Consider the following 26,208-nt stretch of genomic DNA (forward strand, 5'->3'; position numbering starts at 1 on the left):
GCTCGCTGAGGTTGCGTAAATTGCCTCACGATTCAAATTTTATGCATCCGGGAAAGGTGGCCTTCAGGGCTTGCTGGCACAGAGACGGTCTTGTGGGAGCAAGCGATGAACAGCATAATTCTGAGATCCGCCGCCGTTGCTTTCGCCTCTGTGGCGGCCTCTCTCCTTTTGACGCTGATCATCGTTCCGGCGATGGGATTTCCGGTCAACCGCACGATCTGGCTGACCTCCACGCTCTGTCCGCTGGTGCTGACATGGGCCGCCAGCGCAAGCACTTTCTGGCAAAGCGACAGGCTGAAAAACGCGCATCGCGAGCTAGCTCGCGCGCATGCCCAGCTCGCCGCCGCGCATCGCCGCCTCGCCGAAAAGGCGAGCCGCGACGACATGACCGGCATGCTCAACCGGGAAAGCTTCTTTGCCGCGCTCGACAGTTCGCGCCGCAAGTCCGATCGCGGCGCGCTGCTGATCATCGACGCCGACCACTTCAAGAAAATCAACGATAATTTTGGCCACCTGACCGGCGATGACGCGCTGCTTTTGATCGCCAGCGCGATCCAGCGCGGCGTGCGCAGCGGCGATGTGCTCGGCCGCATCGGCGGCGAGGAGTTCGGTACCTTCCTGATCGGCGCCACCGAGCAGGAGGCCAAGCGCATCGCCGAGCGCATTCGCCGTGAAGTCGAGCTGATCCGCTTCCGGCCCGTCGACGAGCGGACCATTCCGCTCACCGTCAGCATCGGCGGCACCGTCTGTGGCGAGGATGTCAGCGTATCGGATCTGATGCGCGCCGCCGACCGGCGCCTCTACCAGGCCAAGCACCAGGGCCGCAACTTGACGATCCTCGACACGGACATTTCCGAAGCGGCCTGATCAGGCGGCCGATACGCTGGACCGTTAAGGAAATTCTAACCCTGTTTGTACTCGGTTGCACCGTCTACGCGGGGTTTTCGCTGCTTTGTAGTGAAGCTTGGCACGATACTGGCTTCCGCAGCGATGCATGTGTCGCTCAGGGAAACTGTCGTTCCGGAACGTCCATGCGTAGCCGAGGCCCCCATCCAAGAGACCGGTCATGAGTTTCTTCATCAAAAGAATATCACGCCGCACGCTCATGCAGGCGCTGATGATCGCACTGCCCGCATTGTCACTGTTCCGCAAGCTGCCTGACGCCGATGCTTCGCATGCCGATCCATCCCGCGCCGATCCATCCCGGGCCGACCCGAACGAGATCGTCGAGGTCAATGGCTGGATCCTGAAGCGGAGCGACCTGGCATGATCTTCGACAGCTACGCAGCGTATCGCGCCGCGAACTTCACCCCCAAGGTCTGCATCCTCGGCTCCGGCCCGGCCGGCACAACCATTGCTCGCAAGCTCGGCGCCGCCGGCATTCCGGTGGTGGTGATGGAGGCCGGCTCGCGTGAGTTCAGCGACGAGTCGCAGGATTTCTACCGTGGCACCACGGTCGGCGATTTCTATTTCGATCTCGACATCACCCGGCTGCGGTTCATGGGTGGCAGTTCCAACCACTGGGCCGGCTGGTGCCGCGTGCTCGACAAACAGGATTTCGAGCCGAAGGCCTGGGTGCCCGATACGGGCTGGCCGATCCGCCGCGCCGACATCGAGCCCTATCTGCCGGAAGTGCGCGCTATTCTCGACCTTCCGGCCCTCCGGCCGGACATGCCGATCTCCGACGACATTCGCTGGGTGCAGCTGATCAAGAGCCCGGCTGTGCGCTTCGCCGAGAAATTCGGCGACGAACTCGACAAAGCCAGCAACATCGCCGTGGTGCTCAACACCTGTGCCACTGAACTTGCCGGCAACGGCCGACGCGTGACCGGCGCCAGGCTGTGGTCGAACGGGCAGGATGCCGGCTTCTTCAGCGCCGATTATTTCATTGTCTGCACGGGCGGACTGGAGAATTCGCGGCTGCTTTTGTGGTCGAACCAGCGCTCGAACGGCGGCGTCGTGCCGAATGCGACCACGCTTGGCCGTTACTGGATGGAGCACCCGACCTTCGAGGGCGGCAACGCCATCCTGGCCGATTATGGTGCGTTCGAGGTCGATGCCGCCAACGAGGCCTTCTTCTCGCCGACGCTTGCCGCCATGGAGCGCCTGCGGATCATGAATTTCGGCATCAGGCTGATCGAAACGCCGTATCCCGGCGTCAAGAACCTGATCGCCGATCTCGCCTGCACGGCACCCAACATGGCCGAATGGATGTCTTCAAAGCTTAGCCAGAATCTGCGCTGCGCGGCGCAGCTCTATGTCGCCTGGGAACAGGCGCCGCTGGTCTCCAACCGGGTCGAGCTGTCGAAGACCGATGTCGACCATACCGGCGTGCCGCGCATCGAGTTGCACTGGAAGAAATCGGAGGTGGAACGCCGCACCCTGCTCGAAGGGCTCAGACTGTTCGGCACGACGCTGATCGAGAAGAATCTCGGCCGAGTGCGCATTGCCGACTGGATCGCCAACGGTCAGGACTACCCGACCAATGACGAGACGGCGGGCCATCACCACATGGGCGGCACACGTATGGGCACGGACGTCATCAAGAGTGTCGTCGACGCCAATTGCAAGGTACACGGCATGGACAATCTCTATGTCGGCGGCTCCTCGGTGTTCTGCACATCGGGCCAATGCAATCCGACGACGACGATCACCGCACTGGCCTGCCGGCTGGGCGACCATCTGAGCAAGGTGGTCACCGTCTGACGGTTCCACGGCAATTTTTTGGGATTTGAGGGACAATGCCGGCGCCCGTGATGGTCGCGGCGGATGATATCGCGCTTCGTCAACGCCGCCCTCGACCTGCAGCGCGCCCAGCTGGCGCGGCTGAAGGCCGAGGCCGGCTGAGGCGTCAGACCGTCGCCGGATCGAGTGCCGGCTGGCCCTTGCGGCGGGCGACGATCGCCTCGAAGTCGGCGGTCTGGAAGGCATCGCGCAAGGCGTCGAACGACGGCAGCACGAAATAGGCGCGCTGGAACTTGTCGATCTCGTAGCCGGTGCGCATCACCGTTTCCAGGTCGAAGGGCACGTGGTGGGCGTCCTTGCCGTCGACCGCGAATTGCAATTCGGTGAACGACGACATCAGGCCGGCGCCAAAGGCTTTCAGCGGCTGGCCGGCCTCCTGCATCAGGCCGTATTCGGCCGTGTACCAGTAGAGCCGGGTGATCATCTCGTCGCCGCCCAGCGCAATGATGTCGCCGGCCTTGCGGCCATACATCTGCATGAAGTCGGCAAACACCGGCTGCGACAGCACCGGCACGTGGCCGAAGAAGTCGTGGAACATATCCGGCTCGACGATGTAGTCGAGTTCCTGCCTGGTCCGCAGCCAGTTGGTGACCGGGAAGCGGCGATTGGCGAGATGGTCGAAGAAAGGGGCCGCGGGAATGAGACCCGGCACGGCAACGATCTCCCAGCCGGTCAGCTTGCGCAGCTTGGCGCTGACCTCCTCGAAATCGGGGATGCGGTCGAGCAGGCCGAGCTTCTCGACGCCGTCGAGATAGGAGTGGTGCGCGAGCTTGCGCGTCAGTTTGGTCTGGCGGTCGCACAGCGTGCGCCACACCGCCTGCTCCTCGGCGCTGTAATCGTAACCCTGCGCCACGGTGAAATCGGCACGGCAGACCGAATAGTCGCCGCGAAGGCCTTGGGCAGCGCAATCGCGGGCGTATTCGGCAACGCTCATCGTCGTCATGGTTTTTCTCCTCGCAATCATGAATGGCGAATGGTCTGAAAGACTAACCGGATTTGCCGAGGCAAATCGGTTTTGATGGTGGCTTAAGCGTGATATTCTGGATAATATTCCCTCAGAAAAAACGAATGCGGAGTGAAAATGCCTCAATTCGATGATTTCGAGATCAAGATGCTCGACGTCCTGCAGCGCGACGGACGCAAGCCGGTGTCCGAGCTGGCGCAAGAGATCGGCCTGTCGACGACGCCGTGCGCGCGGCGTTTCGAGGCGCTGCAGGATGCAGGCATCATCAAGGGCTTTGCCGCGGTGATCAGCCGCCGCGCGGTCGGGCTGATGGTCGAGGTGTTCATCCAGGTGCGCCTTGTCAGCCACAGCGACGGCTCGCCCGAAAGCTTCATCGCCGCCGTCCAGCGCATGGATGAGGTGTCCTCGTGCTGGACGATGACCGGCGACCACGATTTCCTGCTGCAAGTCATGGTGCCGTCGGTCGACGAGCTCAACGCCTTCGTCATGCACCGGCTGATGCGGCTCGACGGCGTGCGCGACGTCCACACCCAGCTCGTGCTGCAAAACATCAAGGGACCCGGCCACGTGCCGCTCGCACACCTCAAGCGGTGATGGTGCCTGCCTTCCGTATTCCTGCGGGAAAGCTGCACGCAAACTGCTGAAACGGGCCAAGCGCGTGTCCACATCGCCAGCCAGTTTGCGCGGACCAACTGCCCAGGAGGTCCGCCATGAAAATCGTCCTGATCAATCCGCCGCACACCGCCATCGGCAGCCGCGTGCCCGACGACCACTTGCCGCCGCTCGGCCTGCTGGCGCTCGGCGGCCCGCTGATCGATGCCGGCCATCAGGTGCGGCTCGTCGACGCTGAATTCGGGCCGATGCCGCTTGATGGCGTCGTGCGCAATGCACTGCAAGACCATCCCGACTTCGTCCTGATCGGCCATTCCGGCTCGACCTCGGCGCACCCGACCGCCCTGCTGATCGCCAAGATGATCAAGGAGCGCGAGCCGGCGACCATCATTATCTATGGCGGCGTCTTTCCGACCTATCACTGGCGTGACATCCTGGCTGAAACGGACGTCTTCGACTTCATCGTGCGCGGCGAGGGCGAGGCGACCGTCGTGGCGCTGGTCGAGGCGCTGGAAATGCACCAGCCGCCGGCGAGCGTGGCCGGCATCGCCTATCGCGACGATCTGCGCCGTCCCTTCGCGACGCAGCCGGCCATGACCATTGCCGAGCTCGATGCCTACCGTGTCGGCTGGGAGCTGATCGATCACGGGCGCTACAGCTATTGGGGCGGCAAGCGTGCCGTGGTCATGCAGTTCTCGCGCGGCTGTCCGCATCTGTGCAACTATTGCGGCCAGCGCGGCTTCTGGACCCGCTGGCGGCATCGCGACCCCGTCGAATTCGCGCAAGAGATCGCCTGGCTGCACCGCCAGCACGGCGTCGAGCTGATCAACCTCGCCGACGAAAATCCGACGGTTTCGAAGAAGGCCTGGCGCGCCTTTCTCGACGCCCTGATCGCCGAGAACGTACCGGTGCTGATCGTCGGCTCGACCCGCGCCGACGACATCGTGCGCGATGCCGACATCCTGCATCTCTACCGCAAGGCCGGCGTTATCCGCTGGCTGCTCGGCATGGAAAACACCGACGAACAGACGCTTCAATTGATCCGCAAGGGCGGCAGCACCTCATCCGACCGCGAGGCGATAAGGCTGCTGCGCCTCAACGGCATTCTGTCGATGGCGACCTGGGTGGCCGGCTTCGAGGAGGAGGGGTTTCGCGACCTGTGGCGTGGCTTTCGCCAGTTGATCGCCTACGACCCGGACCAGATCCAGGCGCTTTATGTGACGCCGCATCGCTGGACGCCGTTCTTCAGGATCGCGCGGGACCGCAAGGTGATCCAAAGGGACGCCCGGCTGTGGGACTACAAGCATCAGGTGCTGCTGATGACGCGGCTGAAGCCTTGGATGCTGTTCTTCAGCGTCAAGCTGATCGAGTTGGCGGTGCAGTCGCGGCCGAAGGCGCTGGCGCGCATCCTGTTCCACAAGGATCCCGAGCAGCGCCACTCGATGCGCTGGTACACGCAGATGGGCCGCCGCGTCTGGTTCCGTGAGGTGTGGGGTTTTCTGGTCCGCGACATCAGGGTGAAAGACGGCCCGACGCTTGCTGAATTCTGGGGCGCGCCGCAGGACACCGAAGAGGAGTCCATGACCGTTCGACGCCCGGCGCGCAAGCCGGCTGAACCCGCGCCGCAGCGCGGTACCGGCATGCAACTTCCTGCCGAATGAGTCTCCAGTCCGTGCCGTTCAGGGCACGATCAGCGTGCCGGCGCCGTGTTCGGTGAACAGCTCGAGCAGCACCGAATGCGGCGTCTTGCCGTTGAGGATGACGACGCCTTCGACGCCGCGCTCGATCGCTTCGATGCAGGTTTCGACCTTGGGGATCATGCCGCCCGAGACCGTGCCGTCCTTGATCAGCGCCTTGGCCTCGGCCACGGTCAGCTCGTCGATCAGCTTCTTGTTCTTGTCGAGCACGCCCGGCACGTCGGTGAGGAACAGCAGGCGCGTCGCCTGGCAGGCGCCGGCAATGGCGCCGGCGAAGGTATCGGCATTGATGTTGTAGGTGTGGCCGTCGCGGCCGGGTGCCACCGGCGCCAGCACCGGGATCATTTCGGAGCGCGCCAGAAGATCGAGCAAGGTGCGGTCGACCTCGACCGGCTCGCCGACAAAGCCGAGATCGAGCACGCGCTCAATGTTGGAATCCGGGTCGATCATCGTCTTGCGGGCTTTTTCGGCAAAAACCATGTTGCCGTCCTTGCCGCACAGGCCGATCGCCCATTCGCCCTCGGCGTTGATCAGGGCGACGATCTCCTTGTTGATCGAACCGGCCAGCACCATCTCGACGATCTCGACCGTCTTCTGGTCGGTGACGCGCAGGCCGCCCTCGAACTTGGATTCGATGCCCATCTTGGCCAGCATGGCGCCGATCTGCGGACCGCCGCCATGGACGACGATCGGGTTGACGCCGGATTGCTTCAGAAGCGCGATGTCGCGGGCGAACGCCTTGCCGAGTTCGATATTGCCCATGGCATGGCCGCCATATTTCACCACGACCGTCTTGTTCTCGTAGCGCTGCATGTAGGGCAGCGCCCGCGACAGCAGGGCAGCCTGCATTTCGGCGGTGGCGGTTATTTCCGTCATCGGCTTGGTTCCCTGGAGAGCGGTAAAGACGGCGGCGTCTTAGCGGGAATTGGCGCCGCCCGCAAATGGCTTTGCTGTCATATTCGAGCGCCTCACGACCTCGTCATCATGACGGCACCTTCAGCGGCGCCCTGCGGCCCAGCCAACCCGAGATCTTCTCCATCTGCGCGGCGAGCGACAGCAGCGTCTCCTCGTCGCCCGGGCGGCCCGCCGCCTGGATGCCGAGCGGCAGGCCGGCATCGGTGACATGGACCGGCAGTGCGATCGACGGCTGGCCGCTGACATTCTGGATCGCCGGCCAATGGGTGAACCAGAGGCTCTTGTCCATCAGCTGGCCGAAGAAGGGCTTCAGCTTCAGCAAGCGCGTCAGGTGAAGCTTGTCGAGCAGGTTCTCGATGAGCTCGTCGGCGCCTTTCGGATCCATGGCGCCGCAGGCGAGCGGCGGGTGGGCAATGATCGGCATCAGCACGGCATCATATAGCGCGGTCTCCGAGATCAGCTGCCGTGAAGCGGCATGCAGCCGCTGCAGGTCGGCATAGGTCTCGCCGGCCGATACCATCTCGCCCAACCTGCCGAGCACGCGCGTCGCCCGCTCGATGTCACCCGTAACGGAACGGCCGACGCGCAGCGCTTCCGCACGCATCGTGCCGGCGACGGCCGAGGCAACCGTCCGGCAGAAGCCGGCGAGGAAATCGCGCCCTATGAAGGGCAGGTCGATCTCCTCGACCGTATGACCGCCCTCGCGGGCGAGCGCGACCGCCGTGTCGAGCGCCTTGAGCGTCTCATCCGAAATCGGCAGGCCAAGCGGCGATTTGCGGTACACGGCCAGCCTGAGCTTGCCGGGATCGCGCGCCGCGGCCGCCGTGAACGTGCCTTTCGGCGGCGGCGCGGCATAGGGCGACAAAAGGTCGGGACCGTGGGTGAGGTCGAGCAGCAACGCGCTATCGCGCACCGAACGGGTGAGCGCATGGTCGACCACCATGCCGTACCAGCTTTCGCTCACCAGGGGCGTCAGCGGTATGCGGCCGCGCGACGTCTTCAGGCCGACAAGCCCGGTGCAGGCGGCGGGGACCCTGATCGAGCCGCCGCCATCCGAGGCGTGCGCCACCGGCACGACACCCGCGGCGACCAGTGCCGCCGCACCACCCGACGAGCCACCGCTGGTATGGCCGGTGTTCCACGGATTGCAGGTGATGCCAAAGGCCTTGGACTCGGTCATCAGCCGCAGCCCGTGCTCCGGCGACGTCGAGGTGACGATCGGAATGAGCCCGGCGGCGAGATAGCGGTCGGTGAGCGCCGAATCGACGTCGGCCAGCCATGCCGGAATGCGGCTGCCGCCATGCGTCGATACGCCCTTGATGGCGATGCCGAGGTCCTTGATGGCGAACGGGACGCCGGCCAGCGGCAGCGAGCGGTCGACGGTCCTTGCGCGGGCGCGAGCGGCATCATAGAGCGGCTCGGCCGTGGCGTTGATGTCGGGACGGGTGGCCTCGGCGCGGGCGATCGCGGCCTCGGTCAGCTCGATGGGCGAGACCTCGCCCTTGCGAACCAGATCGGCGAGGCCGGTTGCGTCTTGCGACCATAGTATCTGTTCAACCGACATGCGCGCTCCCCGTCACTACAGCAAGCTAGCCAGTGGCGACTTTATTGGCAATCGACGGGCGGATCGGGCTGGCGACACGCAAAGCTTAGGCGTGCACAAGGTTATTTCCGCCGTTGCAAATACATCGCAATTGCCTAGTTTGCCTGCGATGACGCCGCAGGACATCACCAAGCTGATCGTCCGGACTTCGATGAAGGATCGGGCCGCGTTCGATCTGCTCTACCGGCAGACCAGCGCGAAACTTTTCGGCGTCTGCCTTCGTGTATTGAACGACCGGGGAGATGCGGAAGAAGCTCTACAGGAAGTCTTCGTCAAGATATGGACGAAGGCGGATCGTTTTGCCGTCTCCGACCTGAGCCCGATCTCCTGGCTGGTGGCGATCGCGCGCAATCATGCGATCGATCGCATCAGAGCGCGGCGCAAGCCTGCCGCCGACATCGATGCCGCACTCGACGTGGCCGATCCGGCGCCGGGGCCTGAAGCGATGGCGGTGGCGGGAGACGAATCCGAACGCATCCACCATTGTCTCGATGAATTGGAGAAGGACCGGGCGGCGGCCGTCCGGGGTGCTTATCTCAAGGGCGAAAGCTATGCCGAACTGGCGCAGCGTCACGGCGTGCCGCTGAACACGATGCGTACATGGCTGCGCCGCAGCCTGTTGAAACTCAGAGAATGTCTGGAAAGATGACGCTGGCAGAAGACACAGGACCGGAACGTGGAGGCGACGACCTGCTCGCCGCCGAATACGTTCTCGGCGTGCTGGCTGCCGACGAACGCCAGATCGCCTCACGCCGCGTTGAAGCCGAGGCCGACTTCGCCCGTCTTGTCGACGGCTGGGAGGTCAATTTTTCGCCGCTTGCTGCCGCCTATCAGGACATCGAGCCGCCGGCTTCGATCAAGCTGGCGATCGACCGCAGGCTGTTTGCGTCCAGCGCTGCGACATCCGTCGAGCCGCGCAGCGGATTGTGGTCCAGCCTGGCCTTCTGGCGCGGCCTCGCCGCGGCGGCGGTCGCAGCGCTCGCGATCTACATTGCCGTGCCCATCCTGAACCCGCCGCTCGAGCAACCGCGCCTCGTCGCCTCACTGGCCGCCGAAGGCAGCGATGTCAGATATCTCGCCGTCTACGACGCCGCGCATCGCGAGGTCGGCCTGTCGCACGTCTCCGGTGAGCGCGCCGCCGGCAAGGACTTCGAACTGTGGATGATCGAAGGCAAGAACCCGCCGGTGTCGATGGGCGTCATTCCGGCAGGTGCTACGGCGCGCATCATCGTCCCGGCGGCAAGCCAGCAGAAGCTCGCCCAGGGCGCGGTGCTTGCCGTCAGCGTCGAGCCGTCTGGCGGTTCGCCGACCGGTCAGCCGACCGGACCGGTGGTCGCCGCGGGCGATCTGAAGAGCATCTGACCGGCTCGTCGCACCAGCAAGATCGACACAGATTATCTGAAGTCTATCCTTCGCTGCACTTGCCCCTAGACAGCATGATGACCGGCAGGCGGCTCCGCTGGAACATCTCTTTGGTAGCCTGGATAATTTAAAAAATCACAATATTCCTGAAACTTGCGCATTCCTGTTCCGTATCTCCTCTCGTCCCAAAGATGGGAAGAGAAAAACCCGAGGAGTATTACATCATGCGCAGATTCGCCACCCTTTTGGTCGCTGGTACGATCGCCGTCTCCACCCTTGCAACCGTCGCCTATGCCAAAAATCCGACGGTCGGCGGCGCCGCAATGTATGCCAACAAGAACATCGTCGAAAACGCCGTGAACTCGAAGGACCACACGACGCTCGTCGCCGCCGTGAAGGCCGCCGGCCTGGTCGAGACGCTGCAGGGCGCCGGTCCGTTCACGGTGTTCGCGCCGACCAACGAAGCCTTCGCGGCACTTCCGGCCGGCACGGTCGAGACGCTGCTCAAGCCCGAGAACAAGGACAAGCTCACCAAAATCCTGACCTGCCATGTCATCGGCGCCAAGGCGATGGGAGCCGACGTCGCCTCGATGGCCAAGGCTGATGGCGGCACCCACAAGGTCAAGACTGTTGGCGGCTGCGAGCTGTCGCTCAAGGTCGACGGCGGCAAGGTCACCGTCACCGACGAGAACGGCAATGTCGCCAATGTGACGATCGCCGATGTCGAACAGTCCAACGGCGTCATCCACGTCATCGACAAGGTTCTTTTGCCCAAGATGTAACAACGGACTTGCAGCCGACGAACTGGCTGCAAGGCCTCCGTCGATTGCATGATCCCGCTCCCGGGATCCGCAATCGACCCGCGCGCTCCGCGCCGTCCACATCCAGATGTGGAACGGCGCGGGGTGTTCGTTCGAGGGCCACCGTCACCGGCTTTTGATTTCCGCACGGCGGTATAGTTTGGCAAAGAGACAACAGGAGGAATTGGTCATGAACCGTCGCGACTTTCTTTTGAGCGGTGTCGCCGCCATCGGCGTCGTCGGGGCCGCGGCAACGGTGCTGCGCATGAGCAATCCGCAGGCCGCGCAGGCCGCCGAAAAGTTCGAGGTCACCAAGACCGAAGCCGAGTGGAAAGCCATCCTGTCGCCGGCCGCATTCGACGTGCTGCGCAAGGGAGGCACGGAATATCCCGGCACCAGCCCGTTGCTCAACGAACACCGCAAGGGCATCTTTGCCTGCGCCGGCTGCGACCTGCCGGTCTATCCATCGGAAACGAAGTTCGATTCCGGCACCGGCTGGCCGAGCTTCTGGCAGGAGATCGCCAATGGCATCGGCAAGACCGTGGACAGGTCGCTTGGAATGACCCGCACCGAAGTGCATTGCCGCCGCTGCGGCGGCCATCTCGGCCACGTCTTCGACGACGGCCCGGCGCCGACCGGCCTGCGCCACTGCATCAACGGCGTGGCGCTGACCTTCAAGCCGGCCACGGCCTGAGACCATCCGCTGGAATACAAAAAACTCCGGGCTTGCGGCCCGGAGTTTTTTGCGCGGTCAGACATTTCGGGCGTGGACTGGAGGAGCTTCCCGAAACGATGTCCACGTTTGGTATCAGTGGCCGCCTCCACCGCCGCCAGCCGCGACCGGCTTGCGGATCAGCATGGTGAACAGCCCGAGCGTCGCAAACAGCATTGTCAGCATGAAGAACACGTCCATGAAGGACAGCAGCGCCGCCTGCTGATGGACCATGCCCGACAGCTTGGAGATCGCGGCATTTGTCGCGTTCAGGCCGGGGGTCTGCTCGAAATTGAGCGTCATGTTCCGCAACTTGGACTGCGCGGCGTCACTGCCCCATTGCACATGCTCGGAGAGCCTTGCGTAGTGGAAGGCATTGCGGTCGATCAGCACCGTGTTGATCAGGGCGAGGCCGACGGCGCCACCAAGGTTGCGGGTGAGGTTGAACAGGCCGGACGCATTCTTCAACCGCTCCGGCGGCAGCGTGCCGAGCGCGATGTTGTTTATCGGCACCATGCACAGCATCATCGAACAACCACGCAGGATCTGCGGGATGAGCAGCTCGTAGAAATCCCAGTCGGCGGTCAGGTGGGTCATCCACCAGGTGCCGGTGGCGAAGCCGAAGAAGCCGATCATCATCATCAGCCGCGGGTCGATCTTGTTCGACAGGATGCCCGAGATCGGCGCAGTGAAGAACATGGCCAGTCCGCTGACGAACAGCGCCTCGCCGATCATCATCGAATCGTAGCCGCGGATGCGCCCGAGGAACACCGGGTACAAATAGGTCAGGCCGTAGAGGCCGATGCCGATGACGAAGGAAAACAGCGAGCCGAAGGCGAAGTTGATATTGGTGAAGGCCTTCAGATCGACGATCGGCTCCTCGGCGGTGAACACGCGCCAGAAGAACAGCACCCCGCCAATGGTCATGACGATGGCGCAGATGAAGACGCCCTGGTCCTGCAGCCAGTCGTTGTTCGGGCCTTCCTCGAGCACATATTCCATGCAGCCGAGGAAGGCCGCCATGCCGGCGAGGCCCCACCAGTCGAACTTGCTGAACAGCTTGAGATTGGGCTTGTCGAAGTCGATCAGCGTCCAGGCCGCCGTGGTCACCAGGATGCCGGGCACGACATTGACCAGGAAGAGCCAATGCCAGGACATGGCATGGCTGATATAGCCGCCGACGGTCGGGCCGATGGTCGGTGCCAGCGTCGCCACCAGGCCGATCATCGGCGACACGACGGCGCGGCGCGACGGCGGGAAGATGGTGAAGGCGGCAGCGAAGACGCTCGGGATCATGCCGCCGCCGATGAAGCCCTGGACGGCGCGGTAGACGATCATCTGGTCGATGTTGGTGGCGGTCGCGGCAAGGGCGCTGGCAGCGGTAAAACCCGCCGCCGAAATCGTGAACAGCACGCGCGTCGACAGCATCCGGCTGAGGAAGCCCGACAGCGGGATCATCACAACCTCGGCGATCAGATAGGCGGTCTGCACCCACGGGATTTCGTCGGAACTGGCGCTCAGGCCGGCCTGGATCTCGGCCAGCGAGGCGGAGACGATCTGGATGTCCAGGATGGCCATGAACATGCCGAACACCATCGCCAGGAAGGCGATGACGCGCCGTGTCGAGATGGTGTCGGGCACAGCCGGCCTTGCCGGCGGTGCTCCTGCTGTCAGGGTTGCGGTTGCCATGGCATTGCTCCCCGGCAGCCGCTCAGTTCGACGCGGCCGCCGACGCCGACGCCGACACGGATGGGGCGGTGCGGCTGTCGACGGCGACGACGACGCTGAGGCCGGCGCGCAGCTTGCCACTCTTCAGTGCGTCGGCGGGTACGTCGATGCGGACCGGAACGCGCTGCACGACCTTGGTGAAGTTGCCGGTGGCGTTTTCGGGCGGCAGCAGCGAGAACACGGCACCGGAAGCCGGCGCCAGCGACGAGACGGTTCCCTCGAAATCCTCGCCGTCGGTCGCATCGACCGAGATCTTGACCTTCTCACCCGGCACCAGCCGGGCGAGCTGCGTCTCCTTGAAGTTGGCGACGATGTAGAGCTTGTCCATCGGCACGATGACGGCAAGCTTCTGGCCGGGGCTGACGAGATCGCCCTGCTCCACGGAACGGTTGCCGACGACGCCGTCATAAGGCGCCTTGAGCACGGTGAAGGAGAGATCCCGCAAGGCCTTGTCGTGGCTGAGCTGCAAGGATGCGAGCGTGCTTGCCGATTCGGCGCGCTGTGCCTGCAGCACGCCAATATTGGCCTGCGCCGCGGCGATCTGCGCGTCGGCGCCGACAAGGGCTGCGTCGGCCTGCTGAACCGCCGTCTGGGCGTCGTCCAGCTGCGCCTGCGTGCCGACATGCGTCTTGAGCAGCTGCGAGGCGCGCGCCGCGACCTTGGCCGCATTGTCGGCGGAGGCCTGGTCGGCGACCTTCTGCGCCTGCGCCTGCTGCAGCGAGGCGCGCGCCGCGTCGGTCTGGGCGTCGATACGGTCGAGCGTCTTGCTCAATGTGGCGATCTGCGCCTCGGCCTGGGCGACGGCGATCTTGTAGTCGCCGTCGTCGACGACGAGCAGCGGTTCGCCGGCCTTGACCAGCTGGTTCTCGCTGACCTTGACCTGATCGACATAGCCGGAAATCTTGGGCGAGATGAACGCCATGTCGGCCTGGACATAGGCGTCGTCCGTCGAGATCATGAAGCGACCCGTGGTCCAGTAGTCGTAACCGTACCAGGCGCCGGCGCCCAGCAAGGCGACGCCGATGATGGGCAGCAGGAAGGAACGCACCGAGCGCTTCTTCTTGGCCGGAACCTCTACCGGTGGCGGCGATACCGCGGGCTGGACAGGTATTTCAGGTGCCTCCGTCGCCGGCGCGACCTTGGCGTTGGGGAAGGGACGGACTTCGGCTGATGTTGACGCGTTCGAGGACATGACATCTCTCTAATGTAATAGGACTGAACCGTTCGGTTCGATCAGGACGTTGACATAGCGCGTAAAGAAGACCATATCAAGTGCAATCGAACCGGACGGTTCGAATTATTTTCGAGGTGTGACCTTAATGGCCGAGACTCCGCCCAACGTCGAAACCGACCAGTGTGGCGATCTGCTGGACAGCCTGCGCCGTGGTCGCCCGGCGGCGGGGCAGGACCCGGTCAAGCGTAGTCAGATCATCGATGGCGCCCGGCGCGTCTTCATCGACAAGGGCTTCGAAGCGGCGTCGATGAACGACATCACCCGCGAGGCCGGAGTCTCCAAGGGCACGATTTATGTCTACTTCGCCAACAAGGAAGAGCTGTTCGAAGCGCTGATCGAGGAAGAGCGCGGCACCATCTTCAAGAACATGTACGACGTGCTGGACAAATCCGACGACCTGCGCGAGACGCTGGTGAAGTTCGGCAAGGTGCTGGCCCTCAAGATCACCTCGGCCAAGGTCATCCAGGCACAGCGCACGGTGATCGGCGCATCAGACCGGATACCCGACATGGGCGCGCGTTTTTACGAACGCGGTCCCAAGCGCGGTCACGACAAGGTCGCGGCCTTTCTCAATGCCGCCATCGAGCGCGACCTGCTGCGGATCGACGATGTCGATCTCGCCGCCTATCAGTTCACTGAATTGTGCCTGGCCGGTCTGTTCCGCCAGTGCATCTTCGCCTACCGCACCAAAGCCCCGACCCAGGATGAAATCGACCACATCGTCAGGTCAGGCGTCGGCATGTTCCTGAAAGCTTACGGCACCGAAAGGCTCGTGGCGGAAGAAGGCCATCAGACGATTGCCATCGAGGCCAAGCCTTAGCCCAGGCTCAAGGGTGTCGACATAGCTTAGCCGCCATTGGCGGCAAGCACGATGGCGGCCTGCAATTCCTCGAGGCCCTCGGCCTTTTCCGAAGATGTCGCCAGAACGAACGGAAACGCCGCCGGCCGCTTCTTGATTTTTGCCAGCGTCTCCTCGATCAGCCGCGGCACGCCGGCAGCCTTGATCTTGTCGGTCTTGGTCAGCACGATCTGATAGGACACCGCCGCCTTGTCGAGCAGCGACAGCACTTCGTCGTCCTTGGCCTTGATGCCGTGGCGGGCGTCGATCAGCACATAGACCCGCTTCAGCGTGACGCGGCCCTTGAGATAGTCGAAGACCAGCTTGGTCCACTCGTCGACCTTCTCCTTCGGCGCGGTTGCGTAACCGTAGCCCGGCATGTCGACCAGCGCCAAGGGCGGCAGGTCGGCACCCTCGCCCGAAAAACCATCCGGCACGAAATAGTTGAGCTCCTGCGTGCGCCCCGGCGTGTTGGAGGTCCGGGCCAGCCCCTTCTGGTTGACCAGCGCGTTGATCAGCGACGACTTGCCGACATTCGAGCGACCGGCAAAAGCGATTTCCGGCGGTCCTTCCGGCGGCAGGAATTTCATTGCCGGCACGCCGCGAATGAATATCCATCCCCGTGTAAACAGTTCGGTGCCGATCGTGCTGCTGTTCAGAGCTTTCAAGCTGCTGCCTCCAGAAGAGAAATATTGGCACCCCGAATAGCGTCGAGGTTGCGGCTGATCTTGTCCACCGGCCAGTCCCACCAGGCCACCGCCAGCAGCCGCCTGATCGTGCGGTCGTCGAAACGCATCTTCACCACCTTGGCCGGGTTGCCGGCGACGATTGCATAGGGCGGGGCGTCGTGCGTGACCACCGATTTCGCGGCAATGATGGCGCCATGACCGAGGTCCACCCCGGGCAGGATCACCGCCTCCATGCCGATCCAGACGTCGTTGCCGACGATCGTGTCGCCACGGACCTCCTTCGACCAGGTCGCCGGGTCAAAACCCTTTTCCCAGCCATGGCCGAAAATGTTGAACGGGTAGGTCGAAAAGCCGGACATTGCGTGGTTGGCGCCATTCATGATGAAGCGCGCACCCTCGGCGATGGCGCAGAACCTGCCGATGATGAGCTTGTCGCCAATGAACGGGTAATGATGCAGGACGCATTTGTCAGCGAATTTGTCCGGCCCGTCGGGGTCGTCATAATAGGTGTAATCGCCGATCTCGATGTTCGGCGCGTTCACCAGTGCCTTGAGGAAGCCGACGCGGGTATGCATCGGGATCGGGTGCTTGATGTCTGGGTTGGGTCCGTCCATGTCGAAGTCCGTCAAAGAATTGGCCGCCTATGGCGCCGAGCGAAGTTCGCACGCGCCTATTCAAAATAGCGTGATCCGCCCTATAGCACCAATCGGCTGACGAGCGAGCTTTCCATGGCGGCTCTGCTCATTTGCTGCGGCACGCAGGCCAAGGTCGATGACAGCGCCGTCATGGAGCGATCTCCTCAAGCAGTCGGCGCGTGCCCCGGATATTGGAAATCGGCCGGAATGGGATGTCCCCCCAACGAAAAAGCCCCGGGGCCGTGAACCCGAGGCTTCTTGAGTCCGCAAAAAGTGCGCCTGCTATTCCGCCGGTGACGGTTTCTTCCGGAACAGCGCGACCAGATTGTCCCATAGCTCGATCTTGGCGCCCTGGCGTTTCATGATCACGCCTTGCTGGAGGATCGACAGCGTGTTGTTCCAGGCCCAGTAGATGACGAGGCCGGCCGGGAAACCCGCCATCATGAAGGTGAAGATGACCGGCATCCAGGTGAAGATCGCCGCCTGCGTCGGGTCCGGCGGCGTCGGGTTCATGCGCATCTGCAGGAACATGGTGACGCCCATGATCAGCGGCCAGACGCCGATCATCAGCATGTGCGGCAGCGTGAGCGGAACGAGGCCGAACAGGTTGAAGATCGAGGTCGGATCGGGTGCCGCCAGATCCTGGATCCAGCCGAAGAACGGCGCGTGCCGCATCTCGATGGTGATGTAGAGCACCTTGTAGAGCGAGAAGAAGACCGGGATCTGCAGCGCCACCGGCCAGCAGCCGGCCAGCGGGTTGATCTTCTCGGTCTTGTACAGCTCCATCATCGCTTGCTGCTGCTTCATCTTGTCGTCCGCGTATTTCTCGCGGATCTCGAGCATCTTGGGCTGCACCTTCTTCATGTTCGCCATCGACGCATAGGACTTGTTGGCGAGCGGGAAGAAGATGGCCTTGACGATGACGGTGGTGGCGAGGATCGCCAGGCCGAAATTGCCGAAGAATTTGTAGAGGGTGTCGATCAGCCAGAACATCGGCTTGGTGATGAAGTGGAACCAGCCCCAATCGATCAACAGGTCGAACCGCTTGATGTGGCGGTCTTCCGCATAGGCATTGATCTTGCCGACTTCCTTGGCGCCGGCGAAGATTTCGCTCTCCACGGTCGCCGACTGACCGGCATCGACGTTGATCGGGTCGGTCAGGAAGTCGGACTGGTACCGGTGGCGGCCGTCCTCGAAATAGGCGTAGCGCGGCTGGAACGGCTGCTTCTCCGTCGGCACCAGCGTCACCGCCCAGTATTTGTCGGTGATGCCGAGCCAGCCGTCGGTCGACTTGCCCGGCGTGGCCTGCTTGTCCTTCTCGATGGACGCGTATTTGTGTTCCTGCAGGCCTTCGGTGCCGGTGAAGCCTATCAAGCCCTCGTGCAGCACATAGGTGCTGGCGACGAGCGGCTTGTCGAAACGGGTGACGCGGCCATAGTTGGACAGCGAGACCGCGGCCGTGCCCGAATTCTGCACCGTGTCGGAAACCGTGAACATGTAGTTGGTATCGACGGAAAAGGTGCGCTTGAAGGTCAGGCCCTTGTCGTTCGAATAGGTCAGCGTGACCGGCGTCGTCGGCGTCAGCGTCGCATTGCCGTCGACGGCCCATACAGTCTCGGGACCAGGCACCGCGCCGGTCTTGTCGTTGCCGACGAAGCCGATCTCGGCGTAATAGCCATTGGGGAGTGCCGCCGGGTTGAGCAGGCTGATCTCGGGCGAGCTCTTGTCGACCGTCTCGGTGTAGTGCTTGAGCTTGAGATCGTCGAGACGGGCGCCGGTCAGGTTGATCGAACCCTCGAGGCTCGGCGTATCGATCTTGGCGCGGGTCGTCGTGGCCAGCGCCTGTTCGCGGCCGGCCGGCGTCACGGCATCTGTGCCGGGTGCGTTCGGAATGGCGCCAGGAGCAGCGGGGGTTCCGGTGTCAGTGCCGGGATTGGTGCCCTGGGCCGCCTTCTTCTGCTCCTCGACGCGCTGCTGTTCGACGCGGGCCGCCTCGCGCTGGGCTTCGCCGCGCGGCAACACATAAAAATATTGCCATACGGCCAGGATCAGCACCGACAGCGCGATGGTGATGAAGAAGTTCCGGTTGTTTTCCATCGAAAGCCTTTGGCCTATCGTGTTCCGCGCAGTCGGCGGGAGAGTTCGGCCTTCAACTGGCCGAACGGAATGGTAAGCACGTCTTCGCGCCCGACGATGACATAGTCATTGCCAGGCGCCATGTCACATACCGCGTGCGTACGCACGGCTTCTCGCAGCCGCCGGCGGACGCGGTTGCGGACAACCGCATTGCCGACCTTCTTGGTGACGGTGTAGCCGACGCGCGGCGACTGGCCGTCACCGCGGTCGAGAACCTCAACGAGAAAAAGCCGCCCACGTCGCTTTTCGCCACGACGGACGGCCAGGAATTCCGCGCGCTTCAGAAGCCGCTTGGGATTTGGTCCCACTGGCTTGCCGGTTGCGGGCAACGATCTCGTCTTCCGTTCAGGCGCTGAGCCGCTTGCGGCCGCGATTGCGGCGAGCTGCGACGACGCCGCGACCACCCTTGGTGGCCATGCGGGCACGAAAGCCGTGCCGACGTTTGCGGACGAGTTTGGACGGTTGGTAGGTACGCTTCATTTGTTTTAATACCGCGGGGTGCGGCCCTTCTTGATTCTGTCACTGTGTAACAGGAGCTTTGCCGGGCCGTTTTTGGCGCGATCGAAACCGCGCCGGGACGAATGGCCCGAGCGTGTGCGGGCTTATAGAAAGAAGGCTTTTGGAAGTCAATCCGGCGTCGTCGGACCGAAACCCCGGCGTCGTCCAAGTCGGTTTATGTTTCCGGCAAGGATGAAATTGGCAAAAAAGCCGTAATCGCCTAATCTGCGTTGATCAAGTGATTGTGAAGACATGGACCGCATGAGCGAAACCACACAAGCGCAGGAAGGGATCGGCACGGCGGCGCCAACCATCGTGCGCACGGTGCCGCTGTCGCGCGGCCTGTCGACCAAGCTGCTGCTGCTCACCATCATCTTCGTGCTGCTGGCGGAAGTGCTGATCTTCCTGCCCTGGATCGCCAGCTACCGGCTGAACTGGCTGAAGGAGCGGCTGAGCACGGCGGCGGCTGTGTCGATCGTGCTGGTGCAGGGCGAATCCACCTCTTTGTCACGCGCCGCCCAGAACGACGTGCTGATGGCGATCGGCGCCAAGGCGATCGCGGTGCGCGACGGCGGCGTTTCGCGGCTGCTGGTGGTTGCCGAAATGCCGCCGAAGGTCGACGAACACATCGATATCGCCGGCATCGGCATGATCAAAGGCATGACCGGCGCGCTCGACACGCTGTTTTTCGGCGGCGATCGGATGCTGCGCGTTTTCGGGCCTGTCGGCGACTCGGACAAGGAGTTCGAGCTGATCATGCCGGACAACAGCCTGCGCAATGCGATGCTGCGATATTCGCGCAATGTCGCCTTCGTCTCGCTGCTGATCTCACTGTTCACCGCAATGCTGGTCTATGCCGCGATCGACCTGATCATGATCGGGCCGATCAGGACGATGACGCGCTCGATGCTGTCCTTCTCGGAAGCCCCCGACGATCCCGGTCGCATCATCCACCCGGCTGCCCGCGCCGACGAGATCGGCGTTGCCGAGCGCGAACTGTCGCAGATGCAGGAGCGGCTGCAAAAAATGCTCTCCGAGCAAAAGCACCTTGCCGACCTCGGCCTTGCCGTCTCCAAGATCAACCATGACATGCGCAACATCCTGGCTTCGGCGCAGCTGATGTCGGACCGCCTGCGCCAGGTCAAGGACCCGACCGTGCAGGCCTTTGCGCCGAAGCTGCTGCGCGCGCTCGACCGAGCGGTCTCCTATTCAGAAGGCGTGCTCGCCTATGGCCGCACGCAGGAGCCGCCACCGGCGCGCCGGCGCTTGAGGCTGCGCCAGCTGGTCGAGGACGTGCACGGCCTGCTCGACATCGGGCAGGGCATCGAGTTCGTCAATTCCGTCGAGCCGACCTTCGAGGTGGATGCCGATTCCGATCAGCTGTTCCGCGTGCTCACCAATCTGTGCCGGAATTCAGTGCAGGCGATGGCGGCAGACAGTGAGAGCGCCCTGGTGCGCCGCCTGGCGGTGTCGGCCGTGCGCCTGGGCAGTGTCAGCCGCATCGCCGTCAGCGACACCGGACCGGGCCTACCGCCCAAGGCGCGGGAGAACCTGTTCGCGGCGTTCCGCGGCTCGGCCCGCAGCGGCGGCACCGGCCTTGGGCTGGCGATCGCGCACGAACTGATCCGGGCGCATGGCGGCACGGTGGAGCTGGTCGAGAGCATTGGCGGGCGCACCACATTCGCGGTCACCATTCCCGACCAGCCGGTCCGGCTCGACCAGGCGCGCAGCAACGGCCTGCGCCGCCCGGCATGAGATATATTGATATTCAGCTGAGGCCGGCCTGCAAACGGCGGTTTCCTGCGCTTCCGGTGCTCACGTACCAAAAGTACGCTCCGCTCCGGTTCTCGGACCCCACCGTTTTCGACTCGGCCTGAGCTGAATCTCAACACACCTCAATCTGCACTCGCGAAAGCAGTTGTGCAAAACTTTTGCCGGATCGGCTTGCTTTTCCGAAATTCAGTCGCTAGGGAACACGTCTCGTCGCGACCGGTCGTTCACGATCGGATCGCGGGGTCATGGAAAGCATGGCCTGTTGCGCGCCCGTAGCTCAGCTGGATAGAGCACCAGACTACGAATCTGGGGGTCAGGAGTTCGAATCTCTTCGGGCGCGCCAATTTCCGCCATTGCAGAACAAAAGTGGGCACCGCAGAGATGGCGGCAGCTTTGCGCCCCATCTCGGCCGTAGAGATCAGCTTCTCCGCGTCCTGAAAGCAGACATCGCAAGCGAGGACTCCGGAGGTCGCGGTTGCGCCCTCAAGCCCCGCCTGGTCGACCAGATAAAAGATCGCATTGGCCTCGCCGCCCGGCATCGTCTCGCTGAACTGGATGCGGCTGTTGGGCTGGATCAGACCGAGCAGGGTCTCCGCCGCACCTCGACGCCGAGGTCCCGCAGATCGTGGCCGTTGCCGCGCCGCGCCGATTTTCTGGAGTGATAAGCCGCGCCCGACGCGGCGAATTCGTAACCCTACTCGGCGGCCGTCTCCGTTGGCGCCTCTGCCGGCCCCGAAGGCTCGGCCTCGGCACGGGGCATGCGCCGTGAAAACAGCGACCTGAGCGTGACGTAGAACACCGGCGTCAGGAACAGGCCGACGAAGGTGACGCCGAGCATGCCGGAGAACACCGCGGTGCCGAGCGACTGGCGCATTTCTGCGCCCGGGCCCGTTGCGATCATCAGCGGCACGACGCCGAGGATGAACGAGAAGGCGGTCATCAGGATCGGCCGCAGCCTGAGCCGGCAGGCTTCGACGGCAGCCTCGGCGGCCGACAGCCCGCGTTCCTGCGCCTGCCGCGCGAATTCGACGATCAGGATCGCGTTCTTGGCGGCAAGCCCGATCAGCACGATGAGGCCGATCTGCACGAGGATGTTGTTGTCCAGTCCTCGCAACGACACGCCGAGCAGCGCCGCGAGCACGCCGAGCGGCACCACCAGCACAATGGCGAACGGCAGCACCCAGCTTTCATACTGCGCCGCCAGCGCCAGGAACACGAACAGCACCGACAGTCCAAAGATATAGACAGCGGCATTGCCGGTGTTGCGCTCCTGATAGGCGAGCTCGGTCCATTCATAGGAGGTACCGGCCGGCAGCGTCTTTGCCGTGATCCCTTCCATCAATGCCAGGGCGTCACCCGTGGAAACGCCGGGCGCGGCGTTGCCCTGCAGCGGCACCGAGACGTACATGTTGTAGCGCTGGACCAGCGCCGGGCCGGTGACGTCGCGGATCTCGATCAATGTGCCGAGCGGAACCAGCGCGCCGGTCGCCGAGCGCACCTTCAGTTTCAAGATGTCGGCGCGATCGAGGCGGAATGCCTGGTCGGCCTGCGCCCGCACCTGGTAGACGCGCCCGAAAGCGTTGAAGTCGTTGACGTAGGCGGTGCCCAAATTGATCGACAGCGTCTCGAAGATGTTGGGGATCGGCACATTCAGGATGCGCGCCTTGTCGCGATCGATCGCCAGGAAGAATTGCGGGCTCGACGCTGAGAAGGTGGTGAACACGCCCGTCAGCCCCGGCGTCTTGTTGGCCTTGCCGGCGATTTCGTAGGCAAGCGCCAGGATCTGCCGCATGTCGGCGCTGTTGCGCTCCTGGATCTGCAGCTTGAAGCCGCCGGCATTGCCGACGCCGCGGATCGGCGGCGGCGGCAGTGCGATAATGAAGGCTTCCTTGATGCTTTGCAGGCTGCCGAACAGATTGCCGATGACCTGGGTCGCCGACTGGCCGGCTTTCAGTCGCTCGTCAAACGGCTTGAACCTGGCGAAGATCACACCCGCGTTGCTGGCGTTGGTGAAGGTCGCGCCGGAGAAACCGGCGAAGGCGACTGCGTAGTCGACGCCTGGCGTTTTCTGGATGATCTGCGATGCCTGCTGGATGACCGCGTCGGTCCTCGACAGCGAGGCGCCATCCGGCAACTGGACGACGACGATCGCATAGCCCTGGTCGAGCGACGGAATGAAACCGCGCGGCACAGCCTGCACCATGTAGACCGTGGCGTAGATGAGGGCCGCGAAAACGGCCAGCATGGCGGCGATCGTTATCCACGAGCCGACCAGCACGCGGACGATGCTCGAATACCAGTGGGCGACCCTGTCGAAGCCGCGATTGAAGCCGTCGGCGAGCGCCCGTCCGAACCGCGCCAGGAAAAAGCGCGGCGGCGCCGCAGCGGCGTGATGCGGCTTGAACAGCAGTGCGGCCAGCGCCGGCGAAAGCGTCAGCGAATTGAATGCCGAGATCGCCGTCGACACCGCGATGGTGATCGCAAACTGCAGATAGAACTGCCCGGAAATGCCGGGGATGAAGGCTGTCGGTACGAACACGGCTATCAGCACCAGCGAGATCGCGATGACGGCCGTTCCGACTTCGTCCATGGTCAGGTGCGACGCCGGATTGGGCGCCAGCCCACTGGCGATATTGCGCTCGACGTTCTCGACCACGACGATCGCATCGTCGACGACGATGCCGATCGCCAGAACGAGGCCGAACAGAGTCAGCATGTTGAGCGAGAAGCCGGCGGCGTAAAGCACCGCCAGCGTGCCGATCAGCGACACCGGGATTGCCACGATCGGCACGATCGCCATGCGCCACGATTGCAGGAAGACGATGATGACGATGATGACCAGCAACATCGCCTCGAGGATCGTCTTGTAGACCTCCTGGATCGACTCGGCGACGAACTCGGTCGGATTGTAGACGATGTCGTAGCTCAATCCCTTCGGGAAGTCTTGGGAAAGCTCCTTCATCTTGTCCTGGATCTCCGCGGCTGCGGCGAGCGCATTGGTGCCCGGCCGCTGGAAGATGGCGAGCGCCACCGCCGGTTTGCCGTTGAGATAGGAGTTGGTGACGTAATCCTTGGCGCCGAGCTCGATGCGCGCCACGTCCTGCAGCGAGATCAGGCGGCCGTCGTCGGTCGATTTGACGATCACGTATCGGAAGTCGCGTGCGTCGTTGAAGCGGCCTTGCGTGGTGACCGTGTATTGGAACGCCGTGCCGGTGTTGGTCGGTGGCGCACCGATCGAGCCGCCCGACACCTGGACGTTCTGGTCGCGCAGCGCCTGCACCACATCGCCCGAGGTCATCCCCAGGGCGGACAGTTTTTCCGGATCGAGCCAGATGCGCAGCGAATATTCGCGTTCGCCGAAGATGATGAGGTCGCCGACGCCATCTAGTCTGAGCAGTATGTCGCGCACCCGCGAGCGGGCGTAGTTCGAGACGTAGAGCTGGTCGTAGGTATTGTCGGGCGACAGCATGTGCACGACCATCATCAGGTCGGGCGAGCTCTTGGTGGTGGTGATGCCGAGGCGGCGGACTTCTTCGGGCAGGCGCGGCTCGGCGACCGACACGCGGTTCTGCACCAGCACCTGCGCCTGGTCGAGATCGGTGCCCAGCTTGAAGGTGATGGTCAGCGCCATCGCCCCGTCGCCCGACGAATAGGACGACATGTAGAGCATGCCCTCGACGCCGTTGATCTCCTGCTCGATCGGCGTTGCCACCGTCGCTGCGACCGTCTCGGCGTCGGCGCCCGGATACTGCGCGCGAACGACGATGGTCGGCGGCGCGATCTCGGGATATTGCGCGACCGGCAGCTGGGTATAAGCAATCCCGCCGAGGATCAGCAGGACGATCGAAACGACCGATGCGAAGATCGGACGGTCGACGAAGAAATGTGCGAACCTCATTGCTGCAACCCGGCGGTCTCGACCTTGGGCGGCAACGTCACCATCTCGGCCTTCACCTTGGTGCCGGGCCTGGCGTGCATCAGCCCGTTGACGATGATCGTCTCGTCGCCGGTCAGGCCCGCGCGGATCACCCGGTAGCCGTCGAGAAGCGGGCCGGTGCGCACGGGCTTCGCCGACACCGTCCCGGCCTCATCCACCAGGAACACGATACGCCGATCCTGATCGGCGCCGATCGCCTCGTCGGGCACCAGCACGCCGCTATGCGGCAGCGACCCCGGCACGTTGATGCGCCCGAACATGCCTGGCTGGAGAATGCCGTCGGCGTTGGGAAAGCTTGCACGCACCCGCATGGTGCCGGTCGCGTTGTCGATCCGGTTCTCGGCAAAATCGAGCTTGCCTTTGAATACCGCCTCCGCGCGGTCGGCGACGCGAACCACCACCTCGAGCCCGCCGGCGCCCTCCTGCATGCTGCCGCCACGCTGCTTCGCGTCGCGGGCGTAGCTGAAATACAGGCGCTCATCGACGTCGAAATAGAAGTCGATCGGATCGCGCGTAACGATGGTCGTCAGCAAGGTGGAATCCGGCTGCACGAGGTTGCCGACCGACACCAGCCGGCGGTCGATGCGGCCGGACAAGGGCGCCTTGATCTCGGTGAATTCCATGTTCAGGCTGGCCGTCGTCAGCGCAGCCGTCGCGCCCTGCATCTGCGCCTGCGCCGAAAGGTATTCCCGCCGGCGGTCGTCGACCGTCGCGGTTGAGATATTGCCGGTCTTGGCGAGTTCGTCGGCGCGATCCAGCTGCATCTTGGAGAATTCGAGCAGACTCTTGGCGACGTCAACTTGCGACCTTGCGGCATCATAAGCCGCCTGGTACGGACGCTGGTCGATGGTGAAGAGCAGGTCGCCCTTGTTGACCAGTGCGCCGTCCTGGAAGCTGACCTTGTCCAGATAGCCGCTGACGCGCGAACGGACGGCGACCTGGTCGACGGCTTCGAAGCGCCCGACGAACTCGTCGTCTTCGACGATTTTACGGACCACCGGCTTGGCCGCCGTCACCACGGGTAGCTGCTGGTCCTGCGCAAACGCTGTGCTGCTGAAAGCCATGCCGAGCAGGAATGCCGCCGACACGGCGGCGCGGGCAAGCCAGCCGGCCGATCGACAGGGTCGCCCGCCCGCGTCGCGATGCAATTGCCCATTCCTTGGGCTGTCCATTTGCGTCCCCCATTCGCTGGACCCGGAGGTCGGTTGATCCGCTTCTACGCTCAGGCTTCTCGTCGAGATCAGAGCACTGCAGTATTGTGCATGGCAACGTGATCATTTTCCATGTGCGCTGAAATGTCCACCCTGTGGCTGCCCCGCCACCCGCCACT

The 26,208-nt window shown here is 63.5% G+C and carries 23 protein-coding genes and 1 tRNA gene; 12 read left to right on the forward strand and 12 right to left on the reverse strand.

The genetic code is table 11. The features are described from left to right. The first annotated feature begins 105 nt into the window (after window positions 1-105). The 3 genes from NKH02_RS09510 to NKH02_RS09520 all read left to right on the forward strand — a co-directional run bounded on the left by NKH02_RS09510 (window position 106) and on the right by NKH02_RS09520 (window position 2,706). Window positions 106-867 carry a GGDEF domain-containing protein gene (locus NKH02_RS09510; protein WP_352870114.1) on the forward strand — a complete coding sequence of 254 codons (762 nt, stop codon included), beginning with the start codon at window positions 106-108 and terminating at the stop codon, window positions 865-867. A gap of 199 nt (window positions 868-1,066) precedes the next feature. Then, complete coding sequence (locus tag NKH02_RS09515; protein WP_352870115.1) at window positions 1,067-1,270, forward strand: hypothetical protein; 204 nt, start codon at window positions 1,067-1,069, stop codon at window positions 1,268-1,270. Further along, window positions 1,267-2,706 carry a GMC oxidoreductase gene (locus tag NKH02_RS09520; RefSeq protein WP_352870116.1) on the forward strand — a complete coding sequence of 480 codons (1,440 nt, stop codon included), beginning with the start codon at window positions 1,267-1,269 and terminating at the stop codon, window positions 2,704-2,706. Before NKH02_RS09515 ends, NKH02_RS09520 begins: the two co-directional genes overlap by 4 nt. A gap of 145 nt (window positions 2,707-2,851) precedes the next feature. Here NKH02_RS09520 and phhA read toward each other — a convergent pair whose 3' ends face one another. Further along, complete coding sequence (gene phhA, locus NKH02_RS09525) at window positions 2,852-3,688, reverse strand: phenylalanine 4-monooxygenase (protein ID WP_352870117.1); 837 nt, start codon at window positions 3,686-3,688, stop codon at window positions 2,852-2,854. 138 nt (window positions 3,689-3,826) lie between these two features. Between phhA and NKH02_RS09530 the strand changes: the two genes are divergently transcribed. Further along, the gene (locus tag NKH02_RS09530; protein WP_352878179.1) at window positions 3,827-4,303 is read left to right on the forward strand and encodes an Lrp/AsnC family transcriptional regulator; all 477 of its coding nucleotides are present in this window, start codon (window positions 3,827-3,829) and stop codon (window positions 4,301-4,303) included. A 116-nt stretch (window positions 4,304-4,419) separates the two neighbouring features. Beyond that, complete coding sequence (gene bchE / locus NKH02_RS09535; RefSeq protein WP_352878181.1) at window positions 4,420-5,982, forward strand: magnesium-protoporphyrin IX monomethyl ester anaerobic oxidative cyclase; 1,563 nt, start codon at window positions 4,420-4,422, stop codon at window positions 5,980-5,982. Window positions 5,983-6,000: 18 nt separating this feature from the next. Here bchE and argB read toward each other — a convergent pair whose 3' ends face one another. Together argB and NKH02_RS09545 are read right to left on the reverse strand one after the other, a co-directional pair. Continuing rightward, window positions 6,001-6,894: an acetylglutamate kinase gene (gene argB / locus NKH02_RS09540; protein ID WP_352878183.1), complete on the reverse strand. Its 894-nt coding sequence runs from the start codon at window positions 6,892-6,894 to the stop codon at window positions 6,001-6,003. A gap of 106 nt (window positions 6,895-7,000) precedes the next feature. Next, complete coding sequence (locus NKH02_RS09545; protein ID WP_352878185.1) at window positions 7,001-8,497, reverse strand: amidase; 1,497 nt, start codon at window positions 8,495-8,497, stop codon at window positions 7,001-7,003. Window positions 8,498-8,645: 148 nt separating this feature from the next. Between NKH02_RS09545 and NKH02_RS09550 the strand changes: the two genes are divergently transcribed. The 4 genes from NKH02_RS09550 to msrB all read left to right on the forward strand — a co-directional run bounded on the left by NKH02_RS09550 (window position 8,646) and on the right by msrB (window position 11,392). Next, on the forward strand, window positions 8,646-9,185 hold the full coding sequence (locus NKH02_RS09550) for a sigma-70 family RNA polymerase sigma factor (RefSeq protein WP_352878267.1): 540 nt from the start codon (window positions 8,646-8,648) through the stop codon (window positions 9,183-9,185). Next, entirely contained in the window at window positions 9,182-9,898 is a 717-nt protein-coding gene (locus NKH02_RS09555) for an anti-sigma factor (protein ID WP_352878187.1), read from the forward strand. Before NKH02_RS09550 ends, NKH02_RS09555 begins: the two co-directional genes overlap by 4 nt. A gap of 224 nt (window positions 9,899-10,122) precedes the next feature. Further along, complete coding sequence (locus tag NKH02_RS09560; RefSeq protein WP_352870121.1) at window positions 10,123-10,680, forward strand: fasciclin domain-containing protein; 558 nt, start codon at window positions 10,123-10,125, stop codon at window positions 10,678-10,680. Window positions 10,681-10,888: 208 nt separating this feature from the next. Continuing rightward, a complete protein-coding gene (msrB, locus tag NKH02_RS09565) occupies window positions 10,889-11,392 on the forward strand; it encodes a peptide-methionine (R)-S-oxide reductase MsrB (protein WP_352870122.1) in 504 nt (167 codons plus the stop codon). 114 nt (window positions 11,393-11,506) lie between these two features. Here msrB and NKH02_RS09570 read toward each other — a convergent pair whose 3' ends face one another. Continuing rightward, window positions 11,507-13,099: a DHA2 family efflux MFS transporter permease subunit gene (locus tag NKH02_RS09570; RefSeq protein WP_352870123.1), complete on the reverse strand. Its 1,593-nt coding sequence runs from the start codon at window positions 13,097-13,099 to the stop codon at window positions 11,507-11,509. A gap of 22 nt (window positions 13,100-13,121) precedes the next feature. Beyond that, window positions 13,122-14,330, reverse strand: a complete 1,209-nt coding sequence (locus tag NKH02_RS09575; protein ID WP_352878190.1) for an HlyD family secretion protein — start codon at window positions 14,328-14,330, stop codon at window positions 13,122-13,124. A 127-nt stretch (window positions 14,331-14,457) separates the two neighbouring features. Here NKH02_RS09575 and NKH02_RS09580 point away from each other — a divergent pair, with 127 nt between their 5' ends. Next, on the forward strand, window positions 14,458-15,192 hold the full coding sequence (locus NKH02_RS09580; protein WP_352870125.1) for a TetR/AcrR family transcriptional regulator: 735 nt from the start codon (window positions 14,458-14,460) through the stop codon (window positions 15,190-15,192). A gap of 26 nt (window positions 15,193-15,218) precedes the next feature. Here the strand turns inward: NKH02_RS09580 and yihA are convergent, their stop codons facing one another. The 5 genes from yihA to rpmH form a co-directional block, all read right to left on the reverse strand. Then, the gene (gene yihA, locus NKH02_RS09585) at window positions 15,219-15,878 is read right to left on the reverse strand and encodes a ribosome biogenesis GTP-binding protein YihA/YsxC (RefSeq protein ID WP_352870126.1); all 660 of its coding nucleotides are present in this window, start codon (window positions 15,876-15,878) and stop codon (window positions 15,219-15,221) included. After that, window positions 15,875-16,513, reverse strand: a complete 639-nt coding sequence (locus NKH02_RS09590) for a CatB-related O-acetyltransferase (protein WP_352878193.1) — start codon at window positions 16,511-16,513, stop codon at window positions 15,875-15,877. The genes yihA and NKH02_RS09590 overlap by 4 nt, the downstream gene beginning before the upstream one ends. A gap of 303 nt (window positions 16,514-16,816) precedes the next feature. Beyond that, window positions 16,817-18,631, reverse strand: a complete 1,815-nt coding sequence (yidC, locus tag NKH02_RS09595) for a membrane protein insertase YidC (protein ID WP_352870128.1) — start codon at window positions 18,629-18,631, stop codon at window positions 16,817-16,819. 14 nt (window positions 18,632-18,645) lie between these two features. Beyond that, a complete protein-coding gene (rnpA, locus tag NKH02_RS09600) occupies window positions 18,646-18,999 on the reverse strand; it encodes a ribonuclease P protein component (RefSeq protein WP_352870129.1) in 354 nt (117 codons plus the stop codon). 16 nt (window positions 19,000-19,015) lie between these two features. Beyond that, the gene (gene rpmH / locus NKH02_RS09605; protein ID WP_008833937.1) at window positions 19,016-19,150 is read right to left on the reverse strand and encodes a 50S ribosomal protein L34; all 135 of its coding nucleotides are present in this window, start codon (window positions 19,148-19,150) and stop codon (window positions 19,016-19,018) included. A gap of 279 nt (window positions 19,151-19,429) precedes the next feature. On the opposite strand from rpmH, the gene NKH02_RS09610 reads away from it, so the two are divergent. Further along, window positions 19,430-20,923, forward strand: coding sequence for an ATP-binding protein (locus NKH02_RS09610; protein WP_352878195.1), 1,494 nt, complete (start codon window positions 19,430-19,432; stop codon window positions 20,921-20,923). Window positions 20,924-21,207: 284 nt separating this feature from the next. Next, window positions 21,208-21,284 (forward strand) — tRNA-Arg (locus tag NKH02_RS09615). A gap of 351 nt (window positions 21,285-21,635) precedes the next feature. On the opposite strand, the gene NKH02_RS09620 is transcribed toward NKH02_RS09615, so the two are convergent. Further along, on the reverse strand, window positions 21,636-24,839 hold the full coding sequence (locus NKH02_RS09620; RefSeq protein WP_352878198.1) for an efflux RND transporter permease subunit: 3,204 nt from the start codon (window positions 24,837-24,839) through the stop codon (window positions 21,636-21,638). Next, window positions 24,836-25,942, reverse strand: coding sequence for an efflux RND transporter periplasmic adaptor subunit (locus tag NKH02_RS09625; protein WP_352878270.1), 1,107 nt, complete (start codon window positions 25,940-25,942; stop codon window positions 24,836-24,838). Before NKH02_RS09625 ends, NKH02_RS09620 begins: the two co-directional genes overlap by 4 nt. Window positions 25,943-26,208: the final 266 nt, after the last annotated feature.

The organism is Mesorhizobium sp. M1396 (genome assembly GCF_040317725.1).
GTDB lineage: Bacteria > Pseudomonadota > Alphaproteobacteria > Rhizobiales > Rhizobiaceae > Mesorhizobium.